Origin of the sequence: Hymenobacter sp. YIM 151500-1, assembly GCF_025979885.1 — a bacterium.
GTDB lineage: Bacteria > Bacteroidota > Bacteroidia > Cytophagales > Hymenobacteraceae > Hymenobacter.
On record NZ_CP110139.1, the window covers coordinates 726,748 to 738,753 of the forward strand.

The following is a 12,006-nucleotide window of genomic DNA, read 5'->3' on the forward strand; positions in this document are numbered from 1 at the left end:
ATCGTCCGCACGACAGCAACTATCATCAACGAAGCGGTAGAGATGCTTCGACTACGGCTGCGCGGACGCCAGATGAAGCAGGACGGTTCATCCACTCATTTCCTCCTCACCAACTCACTTATTCACTCCCCATCATCAGCTCTCGCAGTAGCTGCCGCACGTCGGGTACGCCGGGCAGGTGGTAGCGGGCCAGGGAGCGGGGGGCACTGCCGACTTTCACCGTAAACGCCTCCGACGGCATGGCCCCAAACGTGTCCTCGTCGGTGCGGTCGTCGCCGATGGCGAGGACGAAATCGGGAGCAATGGTGCTGAGCCAGCGCGCGGCGGCAGTGCCTTTGTTGATGCCGGCGTTCTTGACTTCCACTACCTTGTTGCCCTCCAGCACCTGCAAATCGGTGTTTGACGCCAGGAAGGTGAGGTGGCTCATCAGCTCCCGGGCCCGCACGGTGGCCAGCTCCGCGTCGGCGCGGCGGAAGTGCCACACCAGCGAGTACTCTTTTTCCTCGATAAACGAGCCCGCCGTGCGCGCCACGTACAGCTCCAGAATAGGGCGGATTTCAGCCTTCCAGTCGTTGCGCACGGGCTGAAACAGCTGCCAGTCTTCGCCGCGGGTGCGCAGCCACACGCCATGCTCGGCAATAAAATCAAGCGGTAAATGGCCCAGCCAGTTTTGCAGCGTAGTTCGGTCGCGGCCACTGATAATGACCACGCGGTTCCGTTCGTTGGCGGTGAGGTCCTGGAGCAGCTGCAGCAGCTCCGCGTCGGGCTGGGCGCGCTGCGGGTCGGCTTGGAAGGGCACCAGCGTGCCGTCGTAGTCCAGCAGCAGCAGCCGCTGACGGGCCGCCTGGTAGGCTGTTTGCAGCTCCGCCCGCGTGTCGGGACCCAGGGTTTCGGTGGCCAGGGTCAGCTGCTTGATTTTGGCGTAGGCTAGGCGGTCCATAAACAGCTGGGTCCAGGCAAACACGTTGTACTGGCTCACCAGGGCCTGCAAGGCGGCTTGGCGTTGCTGCTGTTCCTCTACGGGCATCACCAGGGCCTCGTGCAGGGCTTCGGCCAGCTCGTGGGGGCTGGTGGGGTTGATGATGAGGGCGTCGCTCAATTCGCGGGCGGCGCCGGCTCGTTCGCTCAGGATGAGCACGCCGGGGCCGGCGGCGCTTTTGCTGGCTACAAACTCCTTGGCCACCAGGTTCATGCCGTCGCGCATGGGCGTCACCAGCGCCACCTGGGCCAGGCGGTAGAGGGCGACCAGCTCCTCCAGCGGAAACGAGCGGTAGAAGTAGTGAATGGGCGTCCAGCTAATGGTGCGGTACTGGCCGTTGATGCGGCCTACCAGTTCGTCAATTTCTTCCTTGAGCGCCTGATACTGCGGCACCTGGTCGCGGGAGGGCACCACCAGCATGAGCAGGCTGGCCTGGCCCTGCCACTCGGGGTAGCGCTGCAGCAGCAGCTCGAAGGCCCGCAGGCGCTCGGCAATGCCTTTGGTGTAGTCGAGCCGGTCGATGCTCAGAATCACGCGCACCTCGCGCAGGGCTTCGCGGTAGGTAGCCTCGTGCTGCTTGGCTTCTTCCGAGGCCGCCACCTGAGCGTACCGCTCGTAGTCAATGCCCATCGGAAAAGCATCTACCAGCACCGTGCGGGTGGGCGTTTCAATCTGTCCGTTCTGGGTGGCAATGCCCAGCAGCTGCGACACGGCGCTGAGGAAGTGGCGCATGTAGCCGAAGGTGTGGAAGCCAATCAAATCGGCCCCCAGCATGCCTTGCAGCAGCTCGGCGCGCCAGGGCAGCACCCGAATCAGCTCGTACGACGGAAACGGAATGTGCAGGAAAAAGCCGATGGTGCAGTCGGGGCGGGCGCGGCGCAGCAGCTCAGGCAGCAGCAGCAGCTGGTAGTCGTGCACCCAAATGGTGTCGTCGGGGCCGGCCAGCTCCAGCACGGCCCGGCAGAATTTCTCGTTCACGGCCACGTAGGCCTCCCAGTGGGCCTGCTCGTAGGTGGCGTACTGCGGAAAGTAGTGGAAGGTGGGCCAGAGCGTGGAGTTGCTGAAGCCCTCGTAAAAGTCCCGGATTTCGGCCTCGGTCAGAAACACGGGTACCATGCTGTCCTGGCGCAACTGCTCGGTTACGTGCTGCTCTTCCGGCTCGCCGTCTACCACCAGCCCCGGCCAGCCCACCCACACGTTGCCTTCCTGCCGGTAGATGGAGCCCAGGCCCGTGGCCAGCCCGCCCTCACTGGGCTGAAAAGCAAGGGTGCCATCGGAAGTGCGCTGAACTTTGGTGGGGAGGCGGTTGGAGACGATAATAGTACGGAACATGAGCCTGGTGACGTTGGTAGTCTTCAAGGCTTACGGGAGAAAACCGCCGGAAGCCAAAATTTTTTCACCGGCAGCCCCTTACGGTTGAGTCTGCTTTTTTAGGGGGTTAAACAGGTTATTTCATCCATTTTCAGGTTTCGGGAGGCGTTTGCCTGGTTAGGAAGCGGCTCGACTGGTAGGTAAGAAGTAAAAAAGCAGGAAGGAGCTTTTTGCAGACGGCTATGGTTGTAAAGCCGTACGTTTGGGATTCACTTTGAATTTTATTGGGAAGCGGTGTGAGCTGCTAGACCGCAGCACCGCTTTGCATGGCACAAACCCTGAAGTTTACCAACTCCACCCAGTCGGCGTTTTTCGCCACGGTCCGCCAGCGGGTGGACACGTATTTTCTCTCGCGCAGCCTGTCGAGGCACGCCACTCCGGCCATGTGGGCCAAGACCATCTTTTTCCTGACCGGGTTTGTGGGGCTGTACGGGCTGCTGCTGTCGGGGCAGTTCAGCTTGTGGGGCATGCTGGTCCTGGCCGGGCTGCTGGGGGCGTTCTGCGCCTTTATCGGGTTCAACATCTGCCACGACGCCATACACGGCGCGTTTTCGGCCAATAAGCGAGTTAATAAGGTGTTCAGCCTGCTGTTCAACCTGATTGGGGCCAGCCCCTACGTGTGGAACATCACCCACAACATCGTGCACCACACCTACACCAACATCCCCGGCCACGACGAAGACATTGAGGTGGCGCCGGGCCTGGTGCGGCTGTGCGAGGACGAGCCCCACCGGCCCTGGCAGCGCTACCAGCACCTGTATGCGTTTCCGCTCTACGGCTTGGCTTCCCTGTCGTGGGTGCTGCGCAAAGACTACCTGAAGTTCTTCAAAAGCAAAATAGGGGAGCACGTCACCAAACACCCGCGCCGGGAGTACGTCAACCTGTTTCTGTACAAGGCCCTCTACTACGCGCTGTTTATCGTGTTGCCCCTGGTGGTGCTCGATATTACGTGGTGGCAGTTTGTGATAGGGTTTCTGGCCCTGCACTTCGTAGAGGGACTGGTGCTGGGCCTGGTGTTTCAGCTGGCCCACGTGGTGGAGGGCACGGCTTTTCCGGTGCCCGACCCCAGCGGCGATATGCAGGAAGCCTGGGCCGTGCATCAATTGCGCACCACGGCCAATTTCGCCCCCCGCAGCCGCTTGGCAAGCTTTCTGTGCGGAGGCCTGAACCGGCAGATTGAGCACCACCTGTTCCCGCGCGTCTGCCACATTCACTACCCGGCCCTGGCCGGCATCGTGAAGCAAACGGCCCAGGAGTTTAACCTGCCCTACATTGAAAACCGCTCGTTCCTGTCGGCCCTCCGCTCGCACTACCGCATGCTGCAGCTGTTCGGCCGGCCGGCGTAAAGGCACAGGTTTCGATGATTGTTGTAGAAGTATTTCGCGAGGCTGTTCCCGCCCACTACGACGCCATAGCCGCCGGCATTATGGCCCACAACGCCGCCCACACCGGCGAAGCACACGGGCAACCGCTCACCGTGCTGGCCCAGCGCAATCAAGCCGTGGTAGGAGGGCTGTGGGGTGAAGTGTTCTGGGGCTGGCTCAAGGTGGAGCTGCTGTGGGTGCAAGAGGACCTTCGAGGGCAAGGATTAGGCCGGCAACTGCTGCGCCGCGCCGAAGCTGAAGCCCAGCGCGAAGGCGCCACTGCCGCCCACCTCGACACCTTTTCTTTTCAGGCCTTGGAGTTTTATCAGAGGGAAGGCTACGAAATCTTCGGTACGCTGCCTGATTTTCCCCGTGGCCATACCCGCTACTTTTTACAGAAGCAGTTCAGGCCTGTTGCCTAATTACTGGGTACACCACTGCTCGAAGCCAGAACAGCACCTACGGCGCAGTTTCGCCGGCAGGTGCTGTTCTGGCTCCGAGCAGTGGTGCTCCTCACAAGGGCGCTGGTTCCGGCGTGCAGTACGGAAAAGGTGTCAGCTAAAAAGCTGGTTAAAAGACAGTAAGCAGATTATGCGGCTGGCTCTTGCTGCGTGGCGGCAAGATTTTGCTGCTGAAGATTCCAGAACCGGTCGTTTTCGTACTGGTTGAAAGGAATTTCGAACAGTTCCGTAATTCGGCCATCGGCAATGCGGTAGTGGATTACGTAGCGCAGGTCGAAATGATTGTCGTCGCCCGTGTAGAAGTCACGGTGAATGGAAACGGCCCCGCCATCGTGCCCGAACACGTCTAGCAGTTCGAAGCCGTTTTTGCCGTTTCCGAGCCGCATTGCCGTGGCACGTATACCATTGAGAGCCCCATCCAGCCCGTGCCAGTCCCCGGAAATTGGGCTGTGACCGGGCAGGTGCCAAACAAAATCAGGGCTGAGGTGCCGGTCAAACCACGCCTTATCAACGGTGCCGAAGGCCTGGAAGAAATCATACACGAGTTGGGCGTTCGGGTGGCGCGGTTCTTTAGCTGGCGCCTTAAACACCCGCCGGAAATGGTCGGCCACGACGCGGGCGGCGTGTTGCACGTAAGGCTCCTGGTCGTAGAACTGGGTATGCTCGCCTTCGGTCCAGTGCAGGTCTTTCTGGCCCGGCAGCGCCTCGAAGAAACGCTTCACGTTCTGAGGCAGGGCCGAGCCGTCGGAGTGCACCAGCTGCACAGGCACCCGGATGTTCTGGGCCGGCGCCACGGCGTCCATCTCCAGCCATTCCTGCCAGCCCACCACCGCAAACCGGTTGAGCCAGGTGGGCACGGCGCCGCGTTCGGGGTTGGCGTAGTAATCGATGGGAAAGAACATGGCCGCTCCGCTGCCCTCGGCGGGGTCGTAGGCGGGCACGTAGTCCATGTCGCCGGTTTGCTCAAACTTGGTTTGCGCCTGAGCCGCCAGCGCCAAACGCTGCTGCACGCCTTCGGGGCCGCCGTAAAACAGCGGGGTGGTGTCGGGGTGCTGGAGCCAGGCGGCCACGGTGGCCACGGCGCGCAGGCGCGGGTCGGCGGCCGCTGCGTAGGCAACCACGCTGGCCCCGGCGCACACGCCCAGGATGCCCACCTGCTCGGCTTGCACGGCGGGCACGGTCTGCAAGAAAGTCACGGCGTTGTGCAGGTCGCGCACTTTGGCCTGGGTTGATTCCAGCTGCCGCGGCTCGCCGCCGCTTTCCCCGTAAAACCGAAAGTCCAGGGCCAGGGCCGCCAGGCCCAGGTCGGCCAGCTGCTGGCCGTAGCGGTGCCCGATCTGCTCCTTTACCTGCGTCCAGGGGCCGCTTACCAGCACCACCGGCAGCTGGTCGCCGGGCTGGTAGCTGGCGGGCAAAAACAAGGTACCCACGAGGGTTTCGCCCTCGCTGGGAAAAGTGACGCGGTTGGGGCCGGGCTGATAGGGTTGCGTTTCCATGCGGGTTGGGGTTGAGAAATGAACCCCGCAAAGAACCGTACCGCCGCGCCTCTGGGGGTAACGAAAATCAAAGCAGCTATGACAAGATTCACCGCCCCACCGCCTGCTCCCGAAACTGCTGGGGCGTGAGGCCGGCGTGCTTGCGGAAAAAGCCTGCGAAGTGGGTAGGCTCGGAAAAGTGCAGGTGGTAGGCTACCTCTTTTACGCTCAGCGTGGTGCTGAGCAGCAGGCTTTTGGCGGCCGTCATTACGGCTTCCTGCACCAGCTGGGAGGTGGTTTTGCCGGTGATGCGCTTTACCACGGCGTTGAGGTGGTTGGGATGAAAGCAGAGCTGCTCGGCGTAGAAGGAAGGGTGGCGGGCCGCCGCCGTGGCGTCGGGAGCCACCAGGCTGCGCGCCAGCAGAGCCTGCAAGCGGGCCACCAGCTGCACGTCGGCAGCGCGGTTCTCGTGGGTGGGCGGCTCGGCCGGCGGCGTCTGGCGGCTGAACTGCCGCCGCACGTGCAGCAGGGCCAGGTGGGCGTAGGTGGCCAGGAAAGCGGCTCGGTCGGGGCGGTTGTGGTGGTACTCGTGCCAGATCTGCTGAAACAGCAGGTCGAGCTGCCGGGCTTCCGCCTCGGGCAAGTCCAGCGGGGCCGACTTGTCGAGGCTCAGAAACGGAAACTCTGTGAGCAGCTGCGCGCCGGCGGGCGTGCTGCGGGCAAAGTCTTCGTCGAATAAAATATACCACCCTTCCCAATCCGCTTCAATGTCCCAGGAAATCAGCTGGTAAGGCGTGTTGAAAAACAGGTTGGCCGACACGGGCCGGCCGTTTACCTGGCGATTGGTGCCCTGCCAGCGCAGGGCCACGGCGTATAACTCGTGCCGAAATGGGGGCTGCTGCCGGTTCACCGTGCGCATGTTGTCCCGGAAGCGCCGGATGTCGAAATGCTCGTCGCGGGGCGGGGCAATGTTGATGAAGCGGCAGTACTCGGCCAGCGTGGTAAGGTGGTGCATGGGCGGAAAGCTACCCCTAAAACCCGCACGTAGGCAGGCTAGTCCCAGCGGATGTCGGGGGCGGTCTGCACTACCTCGTGGCCGCTGGCAAACCGGAGGCGCAACTGAAACTGCTGGTGGGCGTTGTCGCGGGGCTTGGGGCTGATGCGGAGATATAGCGGAGTGTTCAAGTCGCCATATTCGCCAGATTTCCAGCTGTTAAGCGAATCGGCCAGATAGGCCAGCGCAAACTCAGCCCCTTGGTGGTAGCTGCGGCCGCCGCTGCAGCGCACAAACTGGTTTAGGGGCTGTCCAGCGGCCACCCCATTAAAAAGTCCGGTACTGGTAAACGTAACGGCCGTCACTTTGTCTTTCAAGCCTTTGCGGCCCGGCGCTTCACACGACCACGCCACGGCTTGGCTGGTAAACAGCGCCCCCACCGGCGCGGCGGCTACGTAGTTGTACTCCAGGCGCACGGTGGTCAGCAGCTCGGGGGCCGAGGTGCGGGCCCCGCTGTTCAGTAGTGGGCTGCCCGGTGCCGGCTCCGATAAGTATAGTTTCAGCCCGCGCACGGTGACGTATTCGCGCGGCTCATCCTTGCAGCAGCCCAGAGGTACCATTCCCAGGAACACGCCGAGCAGTAACGTCTGGATTAACTTTTTGAACATGGTTTCGGGTGTTGATGCAGGAAAGCCAGAAGCCCGGACCTGGAGAGAAGCGCAGCGGGCTTTTCAAAAGTAAGCAATCCGCCAACAGCCATTCCGCTGGCCATCAAGCCACCCCAGCCGCCCGTTTCTGGCCGATGCGGCCCAGGTGGGTGTCGTGGAAGCTGGTGGCGTACTTCAGCCCGTAGCCCAGCAGCCGGTCGAAGGCGGCGTGAAATAGCAGCACCGTACCGGCCAGCAGCAGAACCGGCTGCTCCAGGGCCCAGCCGGCCAGGCCCACGGCCAGGGCCGTGGCTTTGTGGTGGACGAGGTTGTAGCAGAAGGCCCCGACGCGCGGCCCGGCCAGGTAGCCGAGCATGCTCAGGTCGGGGGCCAGAAACAGGGCCGGCAGCCACCACCAGGCATAGGGCAGGTAGGCAAACACCACGACGGCAATCAGGGCCTGGGCCAGTTCTTCGAGTTTCAGCAGCGTGTTCATGAGGTTGGGAATAACCGGTGAAAGAATACTCCAAAGGTCCGGCCCCGGCGACCCGCAAGTCGTTAACAAACGCTAAGAAAACGCCCGGCCTGTGCCTCGTCCGCGCCGCTTCCCTACTCCCGAAGCGTCCGGAGCTCCCAGGGCTAAAGCCCTGGGAGCTCCCGGAGGCCTATTTCACAGGTGCCGCCCGTTTAACGGGCCCACAGGACAAACTACCCCGCCGTTGCGGACCCGTCTTCGGCCTGCACCCGCGCCCGGATGCGGCTCAGCGACACCGGTGTAACGCCCAGGTAAGAGGCAATGTAGTGCTGCGGAATCCGTTCCAGAATCTTGGTTTTGTGGCTGCGCAGCAGGGCGCGGTAGCGTTGCTCGGGGCTTTGGGTGAGCAGCTCCATCAGGCGCTGGTCGGTGCCCAGCAGGTGGTATTCGGCCACGAGGCGTCCAAACCGCTCATACACCGGCCACTCGTCGTAGAGGCCGCGCAGCACCGCGTACGGAAACACCACCAGCTCGGTCGGCGCCAGAGCCTGAATGGCCAGCTGGCTGGGCTGCCCGGTGAGGCAGCTGGCGTAGGAGGCCATCAAATGGTTTTCGAAGAAGAAATAGGTGGTTTTCTCTTCTCCGTTGGGGAGGGTGTAAAACAGCCGGCACGCCCCGGAAAGCACCAGGGCCAGGTCGGAGCGGGTTTGCTGCTCCCGCACAAAGTACTGCTTGCGGGCCAGGCGCTCCGGCACCAGCGCCGCAGTCAGCGGGGCCCACTCGGCGTCGGTGAGCGGCACGAAGCGGTGAAGGTAAGCGCGCAGCGGATGCATGGCGGCAAGATACGCGGCAGCCGGGTTTGCTACGACCCCCGAAAGCAAACAAGCCTTCCGCCAGGGAGGCAGAAGGCTTGCGGTGCGTAGTCCGTAGGGGAATCGAACCCCTGTTGGCAGAATGAAAATCTGCAGTCCTAACCCCTAGACGAACGGACCATCTTCGGTTTTAACGCTGCAAAGATAACAGCCACCCCACGTCAGGCAAGAGCCCCTGGCCAAAAAAAGTAGGACGCTGCCAAAAAGAACTGATTTTCAACCGGAAATTTTTCGGGAGGGAGAGTCACTTAACCATCCGGAAAGACGTATCGGCAGCAGCGCAGGGGCCGGGCCGGAGTGGGTGGTCGTCGGATTTGGCGAAGTACCCCCAGCCCGCTACCTTCGCTCCGCGTTTTCCACCCGGCCCGCCGGACCAATAAACACCCATTTCCTCATTCCTATGGCTAAAATCAAAGTCGCCATCAACGGCTTCGGCCGCATTGGCCGCCTGACGTTCAAAGCGTTGCTCGAGCGCGACAACGTGGAAGTTGTGGCTATCAACGACCTCACCGACAATAAAACGTTGGCGCACCTGCTCAAATACGATTCGGTGCACGGCCGCTTCCAGGGTACCGTGGAGTACGACGAGCAGAGCCTGACCGTGAATGGCAAGCGCATTGCCGCCCTGGCCGAGCGCGACCCCAAGCTGCTGCCCTGGGGCCAGATGGGCGTAGACGTGGTGCTGGAATCGACGGGCCGCTTCGTGGACGAGGCCGGCGCCGGCCAGCACCTCACCGCGGGCTGCAAAAAAGTGGTGATTTCGGCTCCCGCCACCGGCAACATCCCCACGGTAGTGCTCGGCGTGAATGAAGACACGCTCACGGGCGAAGAAACCATCCTCAGCAACGCCTCCTGCACCACTAACTGCCTGGCCCCCATGGCCAAGGTGCTCGACGACGCCTTCGGCATCGAGAAAGGCTACATCACCACGGTGCACGCCTACACCTCCGACCAGAACCTGCAAGACGCCCCGCACAAAGACCTGCGCCGGGCCCGCGCCGCCGCCTACAGCATCATCCCCACCAGCACCGGCGCCGCCAAGGCCGTGGGCTTGGTGCTGCCCCAGCTGAAAGGCAAGCTCGACGGCATTGCCATGCGCGTGCCCATCCCGGACGGCTCTACCACCGACCTGACCGTAATTCTGAAAACCGAAGCCACCAAAGAGCAAATCAATGAGGCCCTGAAAACCGCCGCCCAAGGCGAGCTGAAAGGCATCATCGAGTACAGCACCGACCCGCTGGTGAGCATCGACATCGTAGGCAACCCTCACTCCTGCATCTTCGACTCGCAGCTGACCTCGGTGAACGGCACCCTGGTGAAAGTGGTAGGCTGGTACGACAACGAGTTTGGCTACTCCACCCGCACCGCCGACCTCATCCAGAAGCTAGGCGAGAAAATGAAGGGCTAATTCGGTACGTTATCATCTAAAAAGCCCACCAGACGATTCTGGTGGGCTTTTTGCGTTTTACCCCCACCCCACCCCCCGCTGCTTAATGCGCGGAATCCTCCGGGAGAGGGGCTCTAACTCTACCTTTCTAAAGAGCTAGATACTAGAACTAGAGCCCCTCTCCTTTTTCGGAGAGGGGTAGGGGTGAGGCGACTACAGCCAGAAGCCGTTGGAGTTGGGTTGTTACCTTTGCCCCCACTCAACATCTCACCATCTCATCACCTTGCGCGTCTGCTTTATTCTAAATCCCACCTCTGGCACCAACCGCACCCAGGACGTGCCGGCGGAGCTGGCGCAGCACGCCGCGGCAGCCGGCGCCGACTTCGCCATCTGGCCCACCGAGCGGGCCGGGCACGCCGAGGAGCTTGCCCGGCAGGCCGCTGAGGCGGGTTTCCGGGTAGTGGTGGCCGTGGGCGGCGACGGCACGGTGAACGAGGTGGGGCGGGGGCTGCTGGGTACGGCGGCAGCCCTGGGCATCGTGGCCCGCGGCTCCGGCAACGGGCTGGCCCGCCACCTGCGCCTGCCCCTCAGCCTGCCCGCGGCGGTGCGGCGCGTGTGCCAGCCCACGTTTCAGCGCATCGACGCGGGGCGCATTAACGGGCGGCCGTTTTTCTGCACGGCCGGGCTGGGGTTTGATGCCCACGTGAGTAAGCTGTTCGCCCAGGCTGGCACCCGCGGCCTGAGCACCTACGTGAAGGTGGCCCTGCGCGAGTACCGTTACTTCCGGCCCACCCCCGTGCGCATCACCCTCAACGGCCAGCCCGTGTTCGACACGCATTGCTACGTGCTGGCTTTTGCCAACGCCGCCCAGTACGGCAATAACGCCTACATCGCGCCCCGCGCCGACATTCAGGACGGCCTGCTCGACGTGTGCCTGATTGACCGCCTGCCCCTGCTGCGGGCCGTGCGGGTGGGCGTGGGGCTGGCCCTGGGTACGCTGACTACTTCCGGTGGGGCCGTGTACCACACCAGCCGCCACATCCGGGTGCAAACCCAGCAAGCCCTCGGCTTCCACGTCGACGGCGACTATGTGGCCGAGGCCACCGAGTTTGAAGTGGAACTCGACCACCTGGCTCTGGAAGTGGCTGTGTAAAACCATTCCGGCGTCCCAGGGCTGAAGCCCTGGGCTAGTCAGCTAGTCAGCGGGAGGTACGGGGCCCTGCGTAGCCCAGGGCTTCAGCCCTGGAAATCCGTCCACCAGGGCCCGCGCCTCCGCCAGGCGCTCCTGCTTCGCGGCTTCGCGGCGGGCCGTGGCGGTGCGGGTCCAGTAGCGGTGGCTGCTCAGAAACTGCACCTGAATCTGGTTCCAGGCGTGTTCGTCGGTGATGAGCTGGCGGGCTTGCAACTCCCGAAACAGCGTGCGGCTGATGGGCCAGAAGTCGGGGCGGCCCAGGTAGTCGAGGTCGGCGTCGCAGAGAAGCTGGGCCAGGAGCAGGGCGCCGGGGCTCTGCGGCATCTTGGTAGCCAGAATGAGCTGGCAGATTAGCTCGACCTGGACCGCAGCGTAGCCGAAGCCCGGCAGCACCTGGCGGGCCAGCGCGCAGCTGGCTTCCTCGTGGCCCTGGTAGGCGGTCAGGAACCCGGCATCGTGGTAGAGGGCGGCCGTGCGCAGCAGGGCCAGGTCGGTGGGGTCCGTGACGCCTTCGGCTTCGGCCAACGACTGAGCCTGCGCCGCCACATCCAGGGTGTGGTGCAGGCCGTGGTAGAAGAGCGTAGGGGAGAGGTGCTGGCGCAGCTGGTCCAGAATGTACAGTTCGGCGCGGGGGCAGTCCATACGGAGCGGGCAAAGACGACGGGTTAGGGTTGTAAGTAGCGGAAAAATCCGGTGCGGTGCCGGGCCGGCGCCTATCTTGCAGTAGTATTGCCGAGCCGGTTGGGTGGACGTGTAGAACGAGTTGGGGCTGAAGATTCAGACCAACCC

At 63.0% G+C, this 12,006-nt stretch carries 11 protein-coding genes and 1 tRNA gene; 4 read left to right on the forward strand and 8 right to left on the reverse strand.

The window, feature by feature from the left end; genetic code table 11:
• Nucleotides 1-118: 118 nt before the first annotated feature.
• Complete coding sequence (locus tag OIS53_RS02890) at nt 119-2,311, reverse strand: bifunctional alpha,alpha-trehalose-phosphate synthase (UDP-forming)/trehalose-phosphatase (protein WP_264680884.1); 2,193 nt, start codon at nt 2,309-2,311, stop codon at nt 119-121.
• A gap of 305 nt (nt 2,312-2,616) precedes the next feature.
• On the opposite strand from OIS53_RS02890, the gene OIS53_RS02895 reads away from it, so the two are divergent.
• On the forward strand, nt 2,617-3,696 hold the full coding sequence (locus OIS53_RS02895) for a fatty acid desaturase family protein (protein ID WP_264680885.1): 1,080 nt from the start codon (nt 2,617-2,619) through the stop codon (nt 3,694-3,696).
• 14 nt (nt 3,697-3,710) lie between these two features.
• Nucleotides 3,711-4,136 carry a GNAT family N-acetyltransferase gene (locus tag OIS53_RS02900; protein ID WP_264680886.1) on the forward strand — a complete coding sequence of 142 codons (426 nt, stop codon included), beginning with the start codon at nt 3,711-3,713 and terminating at the stop codon, nt 4,134-4,136.
• Between the two features lie 167 nt (nt 4,137-4,303).
• Here the strand turns inward: OIS53_RS02900 and OIS53_RS02905 are convergent, their stop codons facing one another.
• The 6 genes from OIS53_RS02905 to OIS53_RS02930 all read right to left on the reverse strand — a co-directional run bounded on the left by OIS53_RS02905 (nt 4,304) and on the right by OIS53_RS02930 (nt 8,758).
• Entirely contained in the window at nt 4,304-5,671 is a 1,368-nt protein-coding gene (locus OIS53_RS02905; RefSeq protein ID WP_264680887.1) for a CocE/NonD family hydrolase, read from the reverse strand.
• Nucleotides 5,672-5,759: 88 nt separating this feature from the next.
• Nucleotides 5,760-6,665 (reverse strand): helix-turn-helix domain-containing protein, encoded by a 906-nt coding sequence (locus tag OIS53_RS02910; protein ID WP_264680888.1) that lies wholly within the window; start codon nt 6,663-6,665, stop codon nt 5,760-5,762.
• A 38-nt stretch (nt 6,666-6,703) separates the two neighbouring features.
• Nucleotides 6,704-7,312, reverse strand: coding sequence for a hypothetical protein (locus tag OIS53_RS02915; protein ID WP_264680890.1), 609 nt, complete (start codon nt 7,310-7,312; stop codon nt 6,704-6,706).
• Between the two features lie 103 nt (nt 7,313-7,415).
• Entirely contained in the window at nt 7,416-7,787 is a 372-nt protein-coding gene (locus OIS53_RS02920) for a DUF4260 domain-containing protein (protein WP_264680891.1), read from the reverse strand.
• 212 nt (nt 7,788-7,999) lie between these two features.
• Entirely contained in the window at nt 8,000-8,599 is a 600-nt protein-coding gene (locus tag OIS53_RS02925; RefSeq protein ID WP_264680892.1) for a Crp/Fnr family transcriptional regulator, read from the reverse strand.
• Between the two features lie 87 nt (nt 8,600-8,686).
• Nucleotides 8,687-8,758 (reverse strand) — tRNA-Glu (locus OIS53_RS02930).
• A 280-nt stretch (nt 8,759-9,038) separates the two neighbouring features.
• Between OIS53_RS02930 and gap the strand changes: the two genes are divergently transcribed.
• Both gap and OIS53_RS02940 read left to right on the forward strand, forming a co-directional pair.
• Nucleotides 9,039-10,046 (forward strand): type I glyceraldehyde-3-phosphate dehydrogenase, encoded by a 1,008-nt coding sequence (gap, locus tag OIS53_RS02935; RefSeq protein ID WP_264680893.1) that lies wholly within the window; start codon nt 9,039-9,041, stop codon nt 10,044-10,046.
• Between the two features lie 262 nt (nt 10,047-10,308).
• Complete coding sequence (locus OIS53_RS02940; RefSeq protein WP_264680894.1) at nt 10,309-11,178, forward strand: diacylglycerol/lipid kinase family protein; 870 nt, start codon at nt 10,309-10,311, stop codon at nt 11,176-11,178.
• Between the two features lie 42 nt (nt 11,179-11,220).
• On the opposite strand, the gene OIS53_RS02945 is transcribed toward OIS53_RS02940, so the two are convergent.
• Nucleotides 11,221-11,859, reverse strand: a complete 639-nt coding sequence (locus OIS53_RS02945; protein ID WP_264680895.1) for an HD domain-containing protein — start codon at nt 11,857-11,859, stop codon at nt 11,221-11,223.
• Nucleotides 11,860-12,006 lie beyond the last annotated feature (147 nt).